The 20,005-nt window shown below is 40.1% G+C and carries 19 protein-coding genes; 10 read left to right on the forward strand and 9 right to left on the reverse strand.

The window, feature by feature from the left end; all coding sequences use genetic code 11:
• Window positions 1-562: 562 nt before the first annotated feature.
• From map to M1E96_RS16210, 4 genes are all read left to right on the forward strand, one after another.
• Window positions 563-1,360, forward strand: coding sequence for a type I methionyl aminopeptidase (map, locus tag M1E96_RS16195; RefSeq protein ID WP_070927339.1), 798 nt, complete (start codon window positions 563-565; stop codon window positions 1,358-1,360).
• Window positions 1,361-1,547: 187 nt separating this feature from the next.
• Window positions 1,548-4,184 carry a bifunctional uridylyltransferase/uridylyl-removing protein GlnD gene (gene glnD, locus M1E96_RS16200; RefSeq protein ID WP_369427207.1) on the forward strand — a complete coding sequence of 879 codons (2,637 nt, stop codon included), beginning with the start codon at window positions 1,548-1,550 and terminating at the stop codon, window positions 4,182-4,184.
• 46 nt (window positions 4,185-4,230) lie between these two features.
• Window positions 4,231-5,055 (forward strand): 2,3,4,5-tetrahydropyridine-2,6-dicarboxylate N-succinyltransferase, encoded by an 825-nt coding sequence (gene dapD / locus M1E96_RS16205; protein WP_140180474.1) that lies wholly within the window; start codon window positions 4,231-4,233, stop codon window positions 5,053-5,055.
• Between the two features lie 176 nt (window positions 5,056-5,231).
• Entirely contained in the window at window positions 5,232-5,618 is a 387-nt protein-coding gene (locus tag M1E96_RS16210) for a DUF3461 family protein (RefSeq protein ID WP_070927333.1), read from the forward strand.
• A 50-nt stretch (window positions 5,619-5,668) separates the two neighbouring features.
• Here M1E96_RS16210 and M1E96_RS16215 read toward each other — a convergent pair whose 3' ends face one another.
• The 3 genes from M1E96_RS16215 to M1E96_RS16225 form a co-directional block, all read right to left on the reverse strand.
• Complete coding sequence (locus tag M1E96_RS16215; protein WP_070927331.1) at window positions 5,669-6,121, reverse strand: flavodoxin; 453 nt, start codon at window positions 6,119-6,121, stop codon at window positions 5,669-5,671.
• Between the two features lie 152 nt (window positions 6,122-6,273).
• Window positions 6,274-7,023 carry a tRNA pseudouridine(65) synthase TruC gene (truC, locus tag M1E96_RS16220; RefSeq protein ID WP_319067385.1) on the reverse strand — a complete coding sequence of 250 codons (750 nt, stop codon included), beginning with the start codon at window positions 7,021-7,023 and terminating at the stop codon, window positions 6,274-6,276.
• 7 nt (window positions 7,024-7,030) lie between these two features.
• The gene (locus M1E96_RS16225; protein ID WP_140185886.1) at window positions 7,031-7,366 is read right to left on the reverse strand and encodes a YqcC family protein; all 336 of its coding nucleotides are present in this window, start codon (window positions 7,364-7,366) and stop codon (window positions 7,031-7,033) included.
• A gap of 262 nt (window positions 7,367-7,628) precedes the next feature.
• On the opposite strand from M1E96_RS16225, the gene M1E96_RS16230 reads away from it, so the two are divergent.
• The gene (locus tag M1E96_RS16230) at window positions 7,629-8,543 is read left to right on the forward strand and encodes a DUF535 family protein (protein WP_070927327.1); all 915 of its coding nucleotides are present in this window, start codon (window positions 7,629-7,631) and stop codon (window positions 8,541-8,543) included.
• A gap of 401 nt (window positions 8,544-8,944) precedes the next feature.
• Here M1E96_RS16230 and syd read toward each other — a convergent pair whose 3' ends face one another.
• Window positions 8,945-9,505 carry a SecY-interacting protein gene (gene syd / locus M1E96_RS16235; RefSeq protein WP_272580652.1) on the reverse strand — a complete coding sequence of 187 codons (561 nt, stop codon included), beginning with the start codon at window positions 9,503-9,505 and terminating at the stop codon, window positions 8,945-8,947.
• Window positions 9,506-9,773: 268 nt separating this feature from the next.
• On the opposite strand from syd, the gene queF reads away from it, so the two are divergent.
• Genes queF through xni form a run of 3 tightly spaced genes read left to right on the forward strand, consistent with a single transcriptional unit; the run spans window position 9,774 to window position 12,838 of the window.
• A complete protein-coding gene (gene queF / locus M1E96_RS16240) occupies window positions 9,774-10,619 on the forward strand; it encodes an NADPH-dependent 7-cyano-7-deazaguanine reductase QueF (RefSeq protein ID WP_272580653.1) in 846 nt (281 codons plus the stop codon).
• A 52-nt stretch (window positions 10,620-10,671) separates the two neighbouring features.
• Window positions 10,672-12,039, forward strand: coding sequence for a nucleotide 5'-monophosphate nucleosidase PpnN (ppnN, locus tag M1E96_RS16245; protein WP_140180462.1), 1,368 nt, complete (start codon window positions 10,672-10,674; stop codon window positions 12,037-12,039).
• Between the two features lie 31 nt (window positions 12,040-12,070).
• Window positions 12,071-12,838 (forward strand): flap endonuclease Xni, encoded by a 768-nt coding sequence (gene xni, locus M1E96_RS16250; RefSeq protein WP_272580654.1) that lies wholly within the window; start codon window positions 12,071-12,073, stop codon window positions 12,836-12,838.
• Window positions 12,839-12,886: 48 nt separating this feature from the next.
• Here xni and rlmM read toward each other — a convergent pair whose 3' ends face one another.
• The 3 genes from rlmM to M1E96_RS16265 form a co-directional block, all read right to left on the reverse strand.
• Window positions 12,887-13,984, reverse strand: coding sequence for a 23S rRNA (cytidine(2498)-2'-O)-methyltransferase RlmM (rlmM, locus tag M1E96_RS16255; protein ID WP_070927319.1), 1,098 nt, complete (start codon window positions 13,982-13,984; stop codon window positions 12,887-12,889).
• A complete protein-coding gene (locus M1E96_RS16260) occupies window positions 13,977-14,372 on the reverse strand; it encodes a DUF423 domain-containing protein (RefSeq protein ID WP_070927317.1) in 396 nt (131 codons plus the stop codon). Before M1E96_RS16260 ends, rlmM begins: the two co-directional genes overlap by 8 nt.
• A gap of 112 nt (window positions 14,373-14,484) precedes the next feature.
• Window positions 14,485-15,426 carry a transcriptional regulator GcvA gene (locus M1E96_RS16265; RefSeq protein ID WP_140180458.1) on the reverse strand — a complete coding sequence of 314 codons (942 nt, stop codon included), beginning with the start codon at window positions 15,424-15,426 and terminating at the stop codon, window positions 14,485-14,487.
• 710 nt (window positions 15,427-16,136) lie between these two features.
• On the opposite strand from M1E96_RS16265, the gene csdA reads away from it, so the two are divergent.
• Together csdA and csdE are read left to right on the forward strand one after the other, a co-directional pair.
• Complete coding sequence (csdA, locus tag M1E96_RS16270) at window positions 16,137-17,351, forward strand: cysteine desulfurase CsdA (RefSeq protein WP_272580655.1); 1,215 nt, start codon at window positions 16,137-16,139, stop codon at window positions 17,349-17,351.
• A gap of 9 nt (window positions 17,352-17,360) precedes the next feature.
• The gene (gene csdE, locus M1E96_RS16275; RefSeq protein WP_070927312.1) at window positions 17,361-17,822 is read left to right on the forward strand and encodes a cysteine desulfurase sulfur acceptor subunit CsdE; all 462 of its coding nucleotides are present in this window, start codon (window positions 17,361-17,363) and stop codon (window positions 17,820-17,822) included.
• Window positions 17,823-17,855: 33 nt separating this feature from the next.
• On the opposite strand, the gene tcdA is transcribed toward csdE, so the two are convergent.
• Together tcdA and mltA are read right to left on the reverse strand one after the other, a co-directional pair.
• Window positions 17,856-18,674 (reverse strand): tRNA cyclic N6-threonylcarbamoyladenosine(37) synthase TcdA, encoded by an 819-nt coding sequence (gene tcdA / locus M1E96_RS16280; protein WP_272580656.1) that lies wholly within the window; start codon window positions 18,672-18,674, stop codon window positions 17,856-17,858.
• A 111-nt stretch (window positions 18,675-18,785) separates the two neighbouring features.
• Window positions 18,786-19,880, reverse strand: a complete 1,095-nt coding sequence (gene mltA, locus M1E96_RS16285; protein ID WP_070927308.1) for a murein transglycosylase A — start codon at window positions 19,878-19,880, stop codon at window positions 18,786-18,788.
• Window positions 19,881-20,005 lie beyond the last annotated feature (125 nt).

The following is a 20,005-nucleotide window of genomic DNA, read 5'->3' on the forward strand; positions in this document are numbered from 1 at the left end:
ACGCATTCTAAATGAAAGGAAATAAAATTAAATACATTTAACTGAATGTTTAATAATACTGATATATACTATTCTATATCTCAAGAACGACTCATAAAGTATTTTTTATAGATATAACATAAAGTTGACATACTCATTTCTTTCGTTAAGTGACAAATATCAGTATAATTTTAGCGAGATAATTATTAATTGATATCGATTAAACCAGCCAACATACATATTAAAGCCGGTTTAGGGGGATAATATCGATGGAATAATAAGATGTATCCAACCTGCCCTACAGAGCTCTTACATTTTTTTCGATTATTGGTTTATTCACTAGAACCTTATTTTTGGCAATTTGTGCTACCCAAAGCTCAAAATGATAAGCCACACGAGCCGCTCAGCGTATCCTACAACCATTTTTACAACCCAATAAACATCGATGCCTAGTTGGCAGAAAATGCGGTGGCTGGTACCATAATCCCATTAATCTTGAATAGATGGCACTGCTGCCTATTTATTAATCCTTTTCATTTAAATTGTGTCACGCAGCCGTTGCTGACATAAATGGACTGAATTCATGGCTATTATTATCAAAACTGAAGAAGATATTCAGAAAATGCGTGTTGCTGGCAGGCTCGCTGCCGAAGTGTTAGAAATGATCGCACCACACGTCAAACCTGGGGTAAGCACTGGTGAGCTAGATCGCCTCTGCCATCAACATATTGTCGATGTTCAACAAGCGATCCCCGCATGCTTAAATTATCATGGTTTTCCTAAATCTGTATGTATCTCCATCAATGATGTTATCTGTCACGGCATTCCTAGTGATGATAAAATTTTGAAAGATGGCGATGTGGTTAACATTGATGTGACTGTCATTAAAGAGGGTTTCCATGGTGATACCTCTAAAATGTTTATTGTCGGTAAACCCACGATCCAAGGTGAACGTCTGTGCCACATTACACAAGAAAGCCTTTATTTAGCATTGCGTATGGTAAAACCGGGTATTCGCCTACGCACACTGGGTAAAGCTATTCAGGAATACGTAGAGAAAAACGATTTCTCTGTTGTTCGTGAATATTGTGGCCACGGTATTGGCGAAGGATTCCATGAGGAGCCTCAAGTTCTCCACTATGATGCAGATGACAGCGGTGTTGTATTGCAAAAAGGCATGGCATTTACCATCGAGCCGATGGTCAACGTTGGCGATTATCGTATCCGTACCATGAATGACGGCTGGACAGTCAAAACCAAAGATAGAAGTTGGTCAGCGCAATATGAACACACGTTAGTCGTTACTGACAATGGTTGTGAAATCATGACACTCCGTAAAGAAGAAGAGCCGTTTATCTCCGCGGTTTTAGTTAACGCTTAACCTTTACACGCTAATGCATTGTGTCATGTCACGTTCAGGTTTCTATATACCAACGTGACATGTCACATTTTTCATTTTTACCGTCCACTCATTCACTCAAAATAATTCAACTTCTGGCTGTTCATCCACAATAATCCCCAGTAAGCTGTTAATTATCCAGTTGAGCTCTCTATGTGGAAAGATAACGATGACACCATCTCCTGTAACCTTCTTATCGCCCTCTTTATTTCAATCTTCAGATATTGAACTGTTTTCTCTAAAACAACATGTCGAATCTTTTAACAACTATCTAGAAGAAGCATTCAAGCAAGGTCAGTCGGTCATCGATCTGGTGCATGCACGCAGTGATTATCTTGATGCTCTTTTAACTCGACTATGGCAGGAGTATCAGTTTGATCAACAACCACAAGTGTCATTAGTCGCAGTTGGAGGCTATGGCCGACACGAACTGCACCCTTTATCTGATATTGATATTTTAGTGCTCAGCGCCCAGCCCTTGAGCGACGAAATTGCCGCCAAAATAGGCCAATTTATTACCTTACTGTGGGATTTAAAATTTGATATTGGCCACAGTGTTCGCTCGTTACAGGAGTGTATTGATGCAGGTAACGCCGATTTAACGGTTGCCACTAATCTAATTGAATCAAGACTGATCTGCGGCGACATCACCTTATTTTTGCGCTTACAAAAAACCATATTTAGCGATAACTTTTGGCCTTCAGAGGCCTTTTTTGCCGCAAAATTGACTGAACAGCAAGAGCGTCATCAGCGTTACCACAGCACTAGCTATAACTTAGAACCGGACATTAAAAGCAGTCCAGGTGGCTTACGTGATATACACACGCTACTGTGGGTTGGGAGGCGTCATTTCGGCGCGACCACGGTCGATGAAATGGTCGGGTTTGGCTTTTTAACCGAAGAAGAGCGACAAGAACTTAAAGAATGTTTGGCTTTTTTGTGGAAAATTCGTTTTGCATTACATTTAGTGGTTAAACGCTATGATAATCGCCTATTGTTTGATCGTCAGTTTAGCGTTGCCTGTTTGTTGGGTTATGAAGGAGAGAAAAATCAGCCTGTTGAACGCATGATGAAAGATTTTTATCGTGTTACTCGACGCGTGCGTGAGCTCAATCAGATGCTATTGCAGTTATTTGATGACGCGATCCTTGCACTCAATCCCGATGAAAAGCCACGACCACTCGATGAACAATTCCAACTACGCGGTTCGTTTATCGATGTCATTGATGACATGCTATTTATCAAACAACCGGCTGCCATTCTAAAAATGTTCTATTTAATGGCCCGCTATCCGAATATTACAGGGATCTACTCAACAACTTTACGCCAACTACGTTTTGCAAGACGTAATTTGTCAGCACCATTATGTGAATTAGCAGAAGCAAGACAGCTATTCCTTAAAATATTACGTCACCCAAGGGCAATTAAAGGTGCCTTTGTGCCAATGCACTTACATAGTGTATTAAGCGCTTATACGCCCTATTGGAGCAATATTGTTGGCCAAATGCAGTTTGATCTTTTTCATGCCTATACTGTGGATGAGCATACTATCCGTGTGTTACAAAAAATCGATAGTTTTACACATGAAGAAAATCGTCGCGATCACCCATTATGTGTCAGTGTTTATCCCAAATTACTGCATCCTGAAACATTAAGGCTTGCTGCATTATTTCACGATATTGCCAAAGGGCGCTCAGGAGATCACTCTGATTTAGGTTCTGAATTTGTCTATGAATTTGCGATGCAACATAATTATCCCATCAAAGAAGCTGAGCTGGCCTCTTGGTTGGTAAAAAGTCATTTACTCATGTCAGTCACCGCACAGCGCAGAGATATCCAAGATCCCGATGTGATCAAACAGTTTGCCCTCGAAGTGAAAACCGTTCCTCGCTTAAATTATTTAATGTGCCTAACTGTTGCTGATATTTGTGCCACCAATAGCACGCTGTGGAATAGTTGGAAGCAGAGTTTGATCCGTGAGCTATTCCTCTCAACAGAGCATCAACTCAATCAAGGTATACAGAACACACCGGACTTACGTGAGCGCATCCGCCATCACCGCCATCAAGCGCTGGTCCTACTGCGACAATCCCCTATTAATGAAGAAAAGCTCAACAAATTATGGTCTCGCTGCCATGCTGATTATTTCCTGAGACATACGCCATCACAACTCGCTTGGCACGCTTGTAATTTACTCAAGCACGACCTCGAACGACCTTTAGTTTTGATTAGTACACAACCCAAACATGGCGGAACAGAGATTTTTATTTGGTGTCCTGATAAACCTCACTTATTTGCCGCTGTTGCGGGCGAACTTGATAGGCGTAACCTAAGCATTCACAGCGCCCAAATTTTCACCAATAAAGATAATATGGCAATGGATACCTTCGTTGTGCTCGAACCTAATGGCATGCCATTATCAAAAGACCGGTATGAGCAAATCCGTAAAACATTATTGCATGCCGTTCAACAACCTGCGATCCCACTCCCTAAACCACGGACATTACCTTCTAAATTACGTCACTTTACTGTACCGACTAGAGTGAATTTTTTACATTCGACCAACGAACGTCGTAGTTTTATGGAATTATTTGCACTTGATCAGCCAGGCTTGCTTGCTAGAGTGGGTCATGTTTTAGCACAAATGGAAATCTCCTTGTATGGCGCTCGGATCACGACTATTGGTGAAAAAGTCGAAGACTTTTTCGTGCTTGCAGATAAAAATCACCAAGCACTTAATAAAAAAATGCAACAAGAGTTATCAGAAAGGTTGACAGAAACCCTCAATTCGAAGGATAAAACATAACCTTAAAGCAATATTATTACTCGTCCTTAAAGGGGAAAAACAATCAATGCAGCATTTACAAGCAATCATTGAACAAGCATTTGAAGACAGAGCCTCAATAACGCCGTCTACAGTGACACCAGCAATTCATCAAGCAGTCACAGAAACAATTGCATTACTCGATAGCGGTAAACTTCGTGTCGCAGAAAAAATTGATGGGGTTTGGGTTACCCATCAATGGCTGAAAAAAGCCGTATTGCTTTCATTCCGTATTCACGATAATCAGGTAATAGAGGGTGCAGAGAGTCGTTACTTTGATAAAGTGCCAATGAAATTTGCAGATTATGACCAAGCTCGTTTTGAACGGGAAGGTTTCCGCGTTGTGCCACCAGCCGCAGTTCGCCAAGGCGCTTACATCGCTAAAAATAGTGTGCTGATGCCTTCTTATGTCAATATCGGTGCTTATGTTGATGAAGGAACGATGGTTGATACGTGGGCTACCGTTGGTTCTTGTGCTCAAATTGGTAAAAACGTTCACTTATCTGGTGGTGTTGGTATTGGTGGTGTACTTGAACCTTTACAAGCAAACCCAACAATTATTGAAGACAATTGCTTTATTGGGGCACGTTCTGAAATCGTTGAAGGTGTAATTGTTGAAGAAGGATCTGTGATTTCAATGGGCGTATACATCGGCCAAAGTACCAAAATTTATGACCGAGAAACTGGCGAAATTCATTATGGTCGCGTACCAGCCGGCTCAGTCGTTGTATCGGGTAACTTACCGTCAAAAGATGGCAGTTATAGCCTGTACTGCGCAGTGATCGTTAAAAAAGTTGACGAAAAAACACGCGGTAAAGTGGGGATTAACGAATTACTCAGAAGTATTGATTAAGCCCCTCTCCTAAGTGGCTAAAAATCGAGCCAACCTCTTTCACTATCCAAAAAATGATTAACCCCCTTTTATTTCAAGGGGGGGTTTGTCAAATCAAATATTTCACGCATAATATTGTTTTAAACAATGACTCTGTATTTCTACCATTCTCGATTTTCTATAATTCGGTGAACTTTATGTACGATAATCTAAAAAGTTTAGGTATTAGTAATCCGCAAGATATTGATCGTTATACACTACGCCAAGAAGCCAATAACGATATTTTAAAAATCTATTTTCGCAAAGATAAAGGTGAATTTTTCGCCAAAAGCGTGAAATTTAAATATCCACGTCAGCGCAAAACGGTTGCCGCAGCAGATGGCAGCAACAATTTCAAAGAAATTAATGAAATTAACTCAAACCTGCGCTATGCAATTGAAGAGCTAGACCAAATTTGTCAAACCGTCAGCACAGACATTGATTTGAAACATAAGATTCTGGATGATTTACGCCATCTTGAGCACGTTGTTTCAAATAAAATCGCTGAAATTGAAGCTGATCTTGAAAAACTAACTCGCAAATAATAATGCTATTGTCTTAACAGCACCGTAAAATATACTCGCGGTGCTGATATTTACAGTAGTTCAGCCCAAGATTGTAACCACGATTTTGCATACTCTTCAGGCATATCTTCTTCAAGCGCATCGATAAACAGAACATCGCCAATTCTTGTTGCCGATTGTTCAGTAAGTAACTCATCAAAACGTTTCCCTGCACCACAGAAGTTCTCATAACTACTGTCACCAAGCGCAATTAAGCCATAGCGTAATTCAGGTTGATATCCAACCACATCTTGGATTTCATAAAATAATGGAGCAATTGTGTCAGGCAAATCCCCTTGCCCCGTTGATGAAGTGATGATTAACGCGATACCTTCACCACCATTGTATTGTTGCCAGTCATTAAGAATGGGTTCATCAAAAATGGTTATCTCATGACCCAATTGCTCTAATATTTCCTTAGCAGATTCAGCCACTGCTAAAGAGTTACCGTAAACTGTTCCTACAAAAATACCAATCTTTGACATGAACACCTCCATTAAATTTACTGCTTATATTCTAAATAATTCGGAGTGCAGCTAGGCAGCAAGCGAAGATAGGCGAGGAGCATAGATAAACTATGTGACTCGGCTAGCTGAGCGTAGTCAACAACGCTGCAACTTGAAGTATGACGAGTATATCAATCCAATTTGATCATACCTAAGCTATCAGCCACCTGTTGCCAACCAAACTGGTTAATCAACGATAGCCATGATCCATCCCATTTAGCCACTAATGATAGCCGCTCCCCCGAAATAGGGTGACTTAATATTAACTGAGTTGCATGCAACATGAGCCGTGAAACTGCGAAATTTTGGCTAATACCACGATTTTGCCGCAGATCGCCATGCTTACTATCCCCAATAATAGGATGACGAATGTGCGACATATGACGTCTTAATTGATGTTTTCTACCCGTTTCCGGCTTTAATTCTAATAAGCTAAAACGCGATGTAGGATATCGACCAATAGCAATGGGACATTCGACTTGAGCCAGTGGCAAACAATGAGTCACGCACTCTTGCAGTGCTGGCTCACGAGTTGCATGTTTGTCGGCTATTTTATCCAACTGCTCCAGCAGTGGATAATCAATGGTTTGAGCTTCTTCAACATAACCTCTAACCACTGCATGATAAATTTTTTCAATTTGATGAGATTCAAATTGAGCTGCTAATAACCGTGCAACTTCACTTGAAAGCGCAAATAACAGAACCCCAGAAGTTGGCCTATCGAGACGATGAATTGGATAAACAAACTGACCAATTTGGTCACGTAATGTTTGCATCACAAATACGGTTTCTTTGCTATCGAGCCAGCTCCGATGAACTAACATGCCAGCAGGTTTATTCACTGCAACCATGAATTCATCATGGTAAATAATTTCTAACATCAATAAATTACCTGCATGATCCAGTGCTAAAAAAGCTATCTAACTCACGCAAATGCTCAAGTAATAAGCTATATTGCGCTTCTTCATCATGCTTATACGCTTCTTCGAAATAAGGAGTAATAGCAAAGGCGCCAGGTAAAACAGCATTTTGCTCAATAAGTGCATATAAACGCGGGATCAGCACCCATTGCAACCATTCGGTGGCTTCCATAGTATCAATCGAAAAAGGCTCCGTGCTTTCAAAAGCTTCAGGGCTAGGCGGATATTCATTCCATAGCGATTTCGCTCTCATCTCTTCTTCAATATGACGAAGCTTTTCGATGATCCGCAGTTCAATATTCATAATTCACTCACTCGATAAAATTGACTCAATTATACGACATATTCCTTATTAACTCTGTCGTATATATGGGGTTTGCAACAATCAAAAACAATTAAGCTCTCACAAGTATTACTCGTGCTTTCACATAGAACATTTTACCGCAAGTTATTTTTGTAAAGTTATTTAAGGTTTATTTAACTTTTGTTGTAGTTCAGAGGCGCATTATTGTTCGCTTTTATATCATCCAAATAAAAGATAACTCAACAATCAAGCATGGTTATATATGGGATTATTAAAACAGTGGCGCAATCAGAATAAAATTTGGCAATCCATAAATAAGGGTTATGATAATTTAAAACGACAAGCACGTATTGCCAAACTTCCTAAAAAACCTTATCAGCAATTCCAAATCATGTGTGAAAATTACACTAGTGCTCGCATGTCTAAGCAATTTAGCCATACTCCTGATTTTGCTGAGCGCCCACTAAATAAATATTTGCACCGCAAATGGAATGGAAAGCAAAAACTACTAACAGCAAGTTATACATTAGAGCTGATAGAAAAAACCTTTACTGCTGACGCTATTCAAGCAATGTTTTCTACAGAACGTAAAGGTTTAAATGTAGCCAATATCGAACTGAAATCAGGCGATTTTGCTCAATTAAAACTTGTGTATTCTGCATTCCCAAGAGAGGGAGACTTGACCTTACATTTGTTCAACGAATTTGGTGATGATATCTACTTAATGAGCTTTTCATTCGGTACAGAAGGCCAACTCTATGTATGCTCGCTGCAAGGGCCATCAACAGAACAAAGTACAGAGCAAGTTAAATCTATTACTAAGCAAATGCATAATATGCGTCCTAAAAACCTTTTAATGTCAGCGATATATGCCGTTGCTGCATTTTTCCATTGCACCGCTATTTTAGGTATTTCAAATAATAGCCATATCAAACGTCAACATTTGAAATCGAGTTATGATAATTTTTGGCAAGAATGCAATGCAACAGCAAACAGTGATGGCTGGTATTACTTGCCATTAACTGAGCCAGTTCGTGATATTGAATCGGTTAAAAGCCAACACCGTTCCGCATTTCGTAAACGTGAAGCGTTAAGAGAAGCGATGTATCAAAGTGTTTTAAGCTCACTATCGCAGTATTCTGTGGATCCAAACAAGCAGAGCAAGACGCTTAATTAATAAAAAAAAGCCAGCCAACAAGTGGGGTTGACTGGCTTATCTCATGTTTTAAATGGTGTTACTGCATCCTGCAATGACGACATCCTGCCGTTGACATCCTGTCTCTGTAAACAGTTTAGTGAGCTACATGCATCACTTAGCCATCCTTGACCCTGTATTACTGATAGAATTGCTGAGCAAGTGCACCCTCACCCAGCCGTTTAAGAATGTATTAAAAACATTAATGAAACAACCTAGTAAAACAAATTAAAAAAAAACTATAAAACTTGATTTACGTAGGTTGATAGTAACTACATGAAATTAAAAATTTAAATAATTCTCATTTAGATAAATTAAGAAATTTAGAGCTTATCTCTTCATTAATTTGTAAGTCATTTCCTACAAGTAAAATCCTCAATAGCTTACTCGACATGCTCTAAGATAGGTGATAGTTTGCCAATAAATTGGGCTAAATCAGGGGCTAATACTTTTCGTTCCTTACTACCAAATTTTTCTAAAATAATTTCCCCAGTTAAGTTACACAAAGAAATCATTTCTAAATCGGATTCTAATGTAGCTATAAATAATGTTGGTGATAGTTTCAAACGTTTCTGAGTGACTAAATGACCAATTAAATTTTCTTGTAACCGTATAAAATCATCTTCATTCCACACCTGAACCAGACTCAACGTTTGATCTTGGAATTTTGCTTTCATATCTCCCGCAAGCTGTGTGGTATAAAAATCATGGATCGCGGGCTGTAGCTCAATATCTAATGCAATCGCCACTTTATCTAAGTTTTTATTCTGCTCAGGAAATGCCTGCGGTTCCCAATACACCCAGTTTTCACCTGTGCGCACAATACAAGGGGAAGGTATACCATAAAGTTCGGTTGAGGCAGGAGGTAACCCCGTATGCTCCAGCCACATCGCGACATATTGTTGAGTAAAATGAGTTAGTGCTTCAGAGACAGTCATATTCATGTTTATTTAATTATTCAGAATGTTATTAATAGAGATGGCGGCAATGTCGTTAATAAGTGATATTATGGCAGAAATTAACTAATGAATGAACACACCTCATTGTTAACGGCATTTATGCTCTAAATAATTCGAGATGCAGCTAAGCAAAGGTGAATGAGTCGCTAAAGGCATTGTAAGCACAGTGGCTAGCGTGACCATTCCCCGACAAAAGAGCCACACCTTGAAACATAAAGAGCATAGCTCAACCGATGACGTTTTAAGGATCAACATGTCACACTATCAGAATAACCCTGCTTTGGATAACCTTACATTAGGCAAAAAAACGGCATATTATGACCAATATGATCCAAGCCTATTGCAAGCCGTTCCTCGTAGCCTAAATAGGGATCCACTCGATATTCACGCTGACAATCTTCCTTTCCATGGTGCCGATATTTGGACTTTATATGAGCTTTCATGGCTAAACAGCAAAGGGGTTCCCCAAGTCGCTATTGGCTTAGTCAGTGTCGATGCCCAAAGCGAAAATCTAATCGAATCGAAAAGTTTTAAGCTTTACCTTAATAGTTTCAACCAAACACGTTATGAAACTTGGGAAAATGTGCGAAGCGTTTTGCAAAATGATCTCTGCGGCTGTGCTAATGGAAAAGTTAGCGTTACACTCCATAAACTTGATGAGTTTTCACAACAGCCCATTAATCAGTTCCAAGGTATCTGTATTGATGATTTGGATATTGAAATAAATGATTATGAATTCAATCGTGAGTTCCTAGCGGGTAGTAGCGAAAGTGACATAGTTGAAGAAACACTAGTCAGCCATTTATTGAAATCGAATTGCCTGATCACTAATCAACCTGATTGGGGTTCAGTACAAATTCATTATCGTGGCCCTAAAATTAACCGTGAAGCATTACTACGCTATTTGGTTTCTTTTCGTCATCATAATGAATTTCATGAACAGTGCGTAGAACGCATTTTTAATGACATAAAACAACTGTGCAACCCTGGAAAACTCAGTGTTTATGCACGTTATACTCGCCGAGGTGGTCTTGATATCAACCCATGGCGCAGCAATACACTATTTACGCCTGAAATAGGACGTTTAGCACGGCAATAAGCAAATTAAGTTAATTGAAATAATTTTTCCCTTTGGGATAAAGGAGAGTTACTTGATTACTCATATCAGTCCATTAGGATCCATGGATCTCTTGTCTCAACTCGAAGTTGATATGTTAAAGCGCACTGCCAGCAGCCATCTCTATCGGCTGTTTAGGAACTGCTCATTAGCAGTGTTAAATTCAGGCAGCTTAACTGATAATAGTAAAGATTTATTAGATAAACACACTGACTTTGACATCAATGTGTTACGCCGTGAGCGAGGTGTTAAACTTGAGCTAATTAATCCACCGCAAGAAGCATTTGTGGATGGTAAAATTATTCGTTCAATTCAAGCTAACTTGTTTGCTGTATTGCGTGACATTCTCTTTGTACATGGCCAAATCATCTATGCAGAACAAAAACTGCATCTCGATTTAGAAAATAGCGCTCATCTTACTAATATCATTTTCTCAATATTACGTAATGCACGAACGCTACACCTCGATGAAGATCCTAGCATGATCGTTTGCTGGGGGGGGCACTCAATCAATGAAGTTGAGTACCTCTATGGACGTAAAGTTGGTAATGAGCTCGGTTTACGTGAGTTGAACATTTGTACGGGATGTGGACCGGGTGCAATGGAAGCACCAATGAAAGGTGCCGCAGTAGGTCATGCGCAGCAACGCTATAAAAATAGCCGCTTTATTGGCCTGACCGAGCCTTCTATTATTGCTGCTGAGCCACCTAACCCTCTGGTTAATGAGCTGATCATCATGCCGGATATTGAAAAGCGCCTTGAAGCATTCGTTCGCTTAGCTCATGGTATTATTATCTTCCCGGGCGGTGTGGGTACAGCTGAAGAGTTACTCTATCTATTGGGTATTTTGATGGATCCTGAAAATAGTGAACAAGTATTGCCTCTGATTTTGACCGGTCCAAAAGAAAGTGCTGAATATTTTGCGGTATTGGATGATTTTATTCGCCATACACTGGGTGATGAAGCTAGCAAACATTACCAAATCATTATCGACGACCCGCAAGAAGTTGCTCGTGTCATGAAAAAGCATATGCCTCTGGTCAAAGACAATCGCCGTAGTACAGGTGATGCCTATAGCTTCAACTGGTCAATAAAGATCAATTCAGAGCTACAGCATCCGTTCGAACCAACCCATGAAAACATGGCGTCACTTAACTTAAATCCAAATCAATCCCCTGAGAAATTAGCTTCCGACTTACGTCGTGCTTTCTCCGGTATTGTGGCGGGTAACGTGAAAGAAGTTGGCATGAAAGCCATAGAGCAGCATGGACCATTCAAGATCCACGGTGATAAAGAAATCATGCAACGCATGGATACCTTATTACGTGGCTTCGTTAACCAACATCGTATGAAGCTCCCGGGTGGAACCGCCTATGAGCCTTGCTACGAAATAGTAAAATAATCACTAACAGGCCAAGGATGGCAAAAATTTTATGATCCACTTATTAATTATTGATGCACTCAACTTAATTCGTCGCATACATGCTGTCCAAGGTAGCCCTTGCGGCGATGCTTGTATGTCTGCCGTTATACAGCTAATCGCACACTCTTCACCAACACATATTGTTGCTGTCTTTGATGAAGAAGGTCGACACCATAGCTGGAGACATGAAAAATTACCTGACTATAAAGCAGGTAGGCAGCCCATGCCTGAAAATTTGCAAGCCGAGCTTCCTCAGCTGATACAGCAATTTGAGTCTAGAGGCATCCATTGCTGGCAATCAAGTGGTGATGAAGCTGACGATCTAGCAGCAACATTGGCAAAGAAAATCGCTGATGCAGGCCAAACAGTGACTATTGTTTCAACGGATAAAGGCTACTGCCAACTGTTATCACCATCAATTCGCATCCGTGATTATTTTCAAAAGCGCTGGCTAGATGTCCCTTTTATTGAAAAAGAATTTGGCGTAAAACCTCACCAATTGCCTGATTATTGGGGACTTGCAGGGATCAGCAGTAGTAAAGTTCCGGGGGTAACAGGGATCGGAGCCAAAAGCGCGACTCAACTTTTACAGCAGTATCATTCGATTGAAAACTTGTATGCCAATTTAGATACAGTTGATGAAAAATGGCGAAAAAAACTCACTGGGCAGTTGGATATCGCCAAAATTTGTCGCGACATCGCGACACTAAAAACGGATATTAAATTACAAGGGAATTTAAACCAACTGCGTTATCAGGGGACATTGAATACCCCATAAAAAACCGAGCCTTAAATGGCTCGGTAGGTTATTAAGATTATCTAATCGCTAATCACGAATTGGTGCGTATGCAGACCAAATTCGTTGAACATGTACTGTAATTTCTTCACGATCGTGATAGAGCTGCTTCGCTTGAATACGCACGTTAATACCCTGTTCGGTTAATTGAGTACGCATCTTTTCAAGGATGTGAGCAACTTCCTCATAGCGTTTTTTCATTGGCAATTTTAAGTTAAAAATGGCTTCACGACACCAACCCTGTAGCAACCACTCCGTCATAAGTGCCGCAACTTTAGCTGGCTTTTCAACCATATCACACACTAACCAAGTGATATTGTTGGTGCTAGGCTGGAATTTAAAACCATCTACTCGATGATGCTTAACTTGCCCTGTATCCATTAAACTCTGAGCCATCGGACCATTATCAACCGCATGTACCATCATACTGCGTTTTACTAACTGGTAAGTCCAACCTCCGGGGCATGCCCCTAAATCAACGGCATTCATACCGCTACCTAAGCGCTCATCCCATTCATCATAAGGAATAAACACATGGAATGCCTCTTCAAGTTTCAATGTTGAACGACTTGGTGCATCCGATGGAAACTTCAGACGAGGGATCCCCATATAAAATGGAGAGCTGTTTGTACTATATGAATAACCTGTATAACAGCAGCCTGATGCAATAAAGAAAACATGGATAACAGGACGTTTAAAGTTTTCTTTCGCTAATAAGATTTTTTCCTGCCTTAACGCATTACGTAGAGGCACCGTAAATTTACGGCAAAATTTCATTAACTCTTTGCTTTCATTAGTATCTGCTACTTCAACCCGAACATCACCAGCACGCTCGACTTGCTCCTTAAGTGCATTTACTATTGGTGTAATGCGATCCTCTGGAGGTAGATCCTTAAGTAATTCACCCACCACAATCATTTGACGTGCAAAAATTAGCTCACGAAAAGGTAACTCACGAGCAAGCTTATCGGCATCTTCAGCCTGATAACATTCAAAAATAACATAACCGCTATTTTCTTTAACGCGAGCAAAACCATAAACTTCTTTCTGCCCTGCTTTGTCTGTAATTTCTGCCGCACACTCTTTTTCAAAACCTGGACGACAATATAATGCAATTTTATTACTCATGGCGTAACGCCGGTTTCCTTAGACGCATAGCGCCGATAACGACCAACAGCCAGCCAATAAGAAAACACACTCCCCCTATTGGCGTAAAATAGGAAAAGTATTTTACCTGTAACAAGGCCATACAATAAAGGCTACCACTAAAAAGAAGTATCCCTACAGCAAAAAAAACGCCACACCAGTAGAACCACAAAATCACTTTACGCAATAAAATAGCTCCCAGTACCATTAAGGCAACGGTGTGTAACATTTGATAACGTAAACCAATTTCAATCCATTCCATCTGATGCGCACTCATGACTGATGAAAGTGCATGGGAACCAATCGCACCAAAAGCGACACTAAAAAAGCCACTAATCCCTGCAAAAATCAACATCAAACGACTATTCACAGTAACACCTTCTTTTAACTATACGCGTCACACTTCAAGTCATATAGATTGCAGAATCTATTAACAGATAACTACTTTTTATCATGATTTGAAGCATTATTGGCATGTATGATTACTGAATAAGCGCCACATCCTGGTCACCCATAATAAAACCCAATTTTTCTTGTTCACTCGCTGCCTGAGCCAGGATCCATTGACGAAATGCGGCTATTTTTCCTAAATCCGCTTGGTTTTCCTGACAAACAAGGTAGAACGCGTTTTTACTGACAAGCACCTCACTAAATGGGCAAACCAGACGACCTGCGTCAATTTCATTTTTAGCCATTACATTATTGGTTAATGCCACCCCTTGCCCGTGTACCGCAGCTTGGATCACCATAGCACTATGACTAAAAATTGGACCTTGTTGTACATTGACAACGTTGTGCAATTCTAATTGGCGAATGTAAGCTTGCCAATCCCGACGAGAAGAATCATGCAATAAAGTATGATTCACTAGATCTTCGGGTTGCTTTAACTGGTGTGCTCCAGTTAGTAATGCCGGAGAACAAACAGGCATTAAATACTCGGCGTACAACCTATCGGTTCGAAGACCCGACCAATTGCCACGCCCATAAAAAATAGCCACATCAACATCATCAGCTAATTTATCTTCTTCCCTATCAACAGCTTGAATACGTACATCAATACCAGGGTAGGCTTGATTAAAACTTGAAAGACGCGGTACAAGCCATTGAATAGCAAAACTAGGGGATAAACTAACGGTCAACGCCCCTTTTGCGCTACGCGCCTGTAATTTTCTTGTCGCCTCATTAATTGAGGAAAATATTTCTTTAATATCAAGGTAGTAACTCTGCCCATCTTCCGTTAATAGCAGTGAACGGTTACGACGACGAAATAGTTTCAAGCCAAGAAAATCTTCCAAACTTTTCATTTGATGGCTAACAGCTGCTTGGGTAACGAATAATTCCTCTGCCGCTTTAGTAAAACTTAAATGACGAGCGGCTGCATCAAATACCCTTAACGCATTAAGTGGCGGTAATCTTTTAGACATAATCACTTCTACTCGACATGGTTACATGCATTAGTTTTTTTCATCCGAAGCATTATAAATTGTCCATTGAGGATACGCCAGTAAATACCTATAGTATGCCCACTTCCTAAGCCGGAACGAAAAGTTACAGAGTTTAGTTACTTTGGAACTTTTGGCTTTGTGGTTGTGATGTTGTGTTTGCAAGTTGTCTGGATATACCAGACTTTGTAGCGTTAGCTACTGTTTTTTTCACTTCCTGTACATTTACCCTGTCTGTCCATAGTGATTTTTGTGATGCACCGCTAAAATGCGGTGCTTTTTTTTCTAACAACACAAAAAAGTCTAAAAAAGACAAGCATTCATTAGTTTACAAAAAATATCCTTAGTAAGATATTTAAGATAAATCTTGAATTTGATGCAGTTACAGATCTAAGTGCCTACTCAATATATTCTAAACTATTCGAGGTACAACTCAGTGACTAGTACAAATGAAAATAGTCACACTTCCTCCACAGAAAGCACTACACTAAGGTATGATGAGTGATAAATAAAAGTGATTGCAATATGACCTAAAACACATAATCATTTCTGTGTAGTCTTAATCACCCTAACACCGAATAAATGTAACAAGATATTTCAATGGTAGATCTAGAATATCATTATTAGTATTGATTACAAATAAAACGCTCAAATTTCAGATACAGAACACACTCAGATAAAGAATAAATAAAATGCATTATTTTTCTGCAAAACAATTTCGCGATCAGTTTCCTGCTATTCATTCTCAAACTATCTTCCTTGATAGCGCGGCCACATCACTAAAACCTTCATTAATGTCTCAAGCCTCTGATGATTATTATCGCTATTCAGGAAGCTCGGTGTATCGTGGTCAATCTCCTGAAGCATTAACAACAACAAAAAATTATGAGCTAGGGCGTAATCGGGCTGCACAATTGATCAATGCGCAAAGCGATAAAAATATTATCTGGACACGTGGAACAACTGAGTCAATTAACCTAATTACCCAAAGTTATTTTAGAAATAATTTAGCACCTAATGATGAAATCATTGTTAGTGAATTAGAACATCACTCCAATTTATTACCTTGGATTATTCTTGCTCAACAAACTGGTGCTAAAATTATTAAATGGCCGGTGAATAAACATTACACTTTAGATATAGAGAGCCTTAAACCTCGATTGAGCTCACGAACAAAAGTCGTTGTGATTACCCAAATGTCAAATGTAACTGGCTTTCAACCCGATATTGCACAAATAACGCTATTAGCCCATTCTGTAGGCGCCCTAATTGTCGTTGATGGTGCCCAAGGGGTCGTTCACTGCCCTATTGATGTCAGTGAGATGGATATCGATTTCTATGCATTCTCTGCACACAAACTCTATGGCCCAACAGGATTAGGTGTGTGCTATGGCAAAACAGAGCTGCTCGCTAAAATGCCACCATGGCACGGAGGAGGGAAAATGCTCACAGAGGTTAATTTTGAACATTTTACTCCAGCTCCTGTTCCATACTGCTTTGAAGCAGGCACACCGAATATTGCGGGCGTTATCGCTTTTTCTGCGGCTCTTGAATGGCTTGATACAATTGACTTGCCTCAATCTGAAACATACTGCTGCGCTTTAATTGAATATGCATACCAGCAATTGAAGCAATTACCCGGTTTTATTTGTTACAGCCAGCCAAACTCACCTCTACTTGCTTTCAATTTTGCAGGGATCCACTTTAGTGATTTAGGGCTATTGTTGACTGAACAAAAAATTGCATTACGCTATGGTCAACACTGCGCACAACCGTTAATGGATGCGATGGCAATTAGTGGTTGTTTACGTATTTCGGTTATGCCATATAATGATCAGCAAGACATTGATAAATTTATTAATGCAGTCAAATTTGCACTCTCGATATTAAATGATGAAGATGAATAAGGAAGCCTAATGACTTCAATAACACCGACATTTGCTCCACACCCGTTTGGTACGGAGTTAAAAATCGAGGAAATGATAGAACAGTTTTCGACACAAAAAGCGTGGGAAGATAAATATCGTTTACTCATCCAACTCGCTCGCCAACTTCCAGTTTTGACTGAAGAGCAAAAACAGCAGACCCAAGAAGTTAAAGGATGCGAAAATCGAGTATGGATTGGTGCTAGGCTCAATGACGACCAAACTTTTCACTTCTACGGTGATAGTGAAGGACGCGTTGTAAAAGGTTTATTTGCGCTTTTACTCGCCGCTGTTGAACAAAAAAATAGCCAAGAAATTTTGGCTATTGATTTCAAAGAAATTTTGAATAAAACTGGTCTTACAGGGCAGCTCAGTGAGTCAAGGCAAAATGGAATAGCCTCATTAATCACCACTATTCAGAACTTTGCAAGTGAAATGACCCCAACAGAATAGTTTATTAGAAGGGAAAACAACGGGTTTTCCCCTCTAATTTTTTGCCACATTTTCTCTTTGGTATTTAGCAACCATCTTCTTAAGTGCATGTGATACAGCAATAAAGCCAAAGCTGGCAGTTACCATAGTTGCAGCACCAAAGCCTGACGCACAATCCATCCGTTTTGAGCCATCTGCCGTGCTTTTAGCAGCACAGACAGAACCATCACTTTGTGGATAAACCAATTGCTCTGTGGAAAAAACACAATCAATACCTAACTTCCCTTTGCTATTTTTCACCACATTAAAATCAGACTTCAATCGCTCACGTAACTTAGCCGCTAGAGGATCTTGAACTGTTTTTGCCAGATCAACCACTTGAATTTGGGTTGGATCAATTTGGCCACCTGCTCCACCAGTGGTCACAATAGGAATTTTATAACGTCGACAATAAGCTAAAAGCGCAGCCTTCGGCCTAACACTATCAATGGCGTCAATCACATAATCAAATCCCACAGCAAGCAACTCTGCTACGTTATCAGCTGTTATAAAATCATCCACAACATTAACAGTACATTCAGGGTTAATCTCAAGGATCCTGGCTTTCATAACATCAACTTTTGGCTGGCCAACGGTTGTTTTGAGAGCATGCAGCTGACGATTAGTATTAGTAATACAAATATCATCCATATCGATCAACGTGATCGCACCAATACCAGTACGAGCCAACGCTTCAGCAGCCCAAACGCCTACGCCACCAATACCAATCACACAAATGTGAGAACGAGCAAAAAGAGACAGCGCCTGCTGCCCATAAAGACGACCGATTCCAGCAAAACGCTGCATCCAAGCATCTGAAAGCTTAGTTTGCATAATAAGTAACAACCTTAATAACTACATATACTCGTCATACTTCAAGTCGCAGCACTTTTCGTTAAGGTATGACGACTCATTCACTTGTCGCCTAGCTGCATCATGAATTATTTAGAGCACAGTTCCAAAAAGTGGTTGGCTTTTCTTCAAAACCCACACTCTTCCATAATGATTATAAAAACCGGCCATTTTACCTGCTTCATGACCTGTCCCGTGATAAATATCGAAATGATGGCCTTTGATAGCCCCACCTACATCAAGGGCAACCATCATACGCATTTCGTAACGCCCCGTAAATTTACCCGTATTATCCAGAACAGGGATTTCAGCCAATAATGCGGTGCCAGGTGGTATCAATGTTTTATCAGAAGCAACAGAAGCTTTAGCAATCAGCGGTACTGCACTTGCCCCTCTTACTGGTACAAATGATTGTGGTTTAAAGAAAACAAATGAAGCATTCTCTTCAAGTAGCTGGCGAACTTCTTGCTCACTGTGGCTATTTGTCCAATCATGGATTGCTTGCAGAGACATTTTTTCTAAAGGAACTTCACCACGATCTACAAGAACCTTACCGATGCTTTTATATCCATGACCATTTTTGCCTGCGTAACCAAAGAAATTTAATGGGCTACCATCACCAAAATCAACATAGCCACTGCCTTGTACTTCCATCATAAAATTATCAACAGCTGAGTTGCTATAAGCCAAAATCAAATTATCGCTTAAAGCACCATTATAGATGGCAGCACGGCTAGGCAATCGTTTCTTTCCTTTTGGCGGCATGGCATAAAGTGGATGTTGGAAAGTGCCTTGTTTAGTACGACGTGCTTCAATAACTGGGGTATAGTAACCCGTAAATTGCACGTTACCGTAGTTATCTACCCCTTCCATCTGGAAAGCGGTTAAATTGAAATTTGCCAACAATTTAGGATCACCACCCGCAACTAACCAGTTTTCAATTGCATGGTAGGTATCATTGTTATTTTGAAAGAGTCTTGGTGATGCATTTTTGATTTCAGTAATTTGGCGCTCGAAGTCTTGCGAGTTGACAGGACGCCCCTGAACATTCAGTTGGCTGACTTGTTTAAGATCTTGATTTAAACGTCCATCTTTATATTGCTGCCCTTTGTCCGTCGGATGAGACTGACAACCCGCCAACAACGAAATAAATGCCCCTGCGACACACCATTTTTGCCATAGTTTCATATCATAATGCCCACACCAATCCAATATGTAGCGCACAATAGCAAACCCAAATCAATAATGAAATGACAAAAATTATTTAGTACGTTAATTAATTCATTCACTCATACATGAGTTTAATAAATGAG

Origin of the sequence: Providencia sp. PROV236 (assembly GCF_033676985.1) — a bacterium.
Taxonomy (GTDB): Bacteria; Pseudomonadota; Gammaproteobacteria; order Enterobacterales; family Enterobacteriaceae; genus Providencia; species Providencia manganoxydans.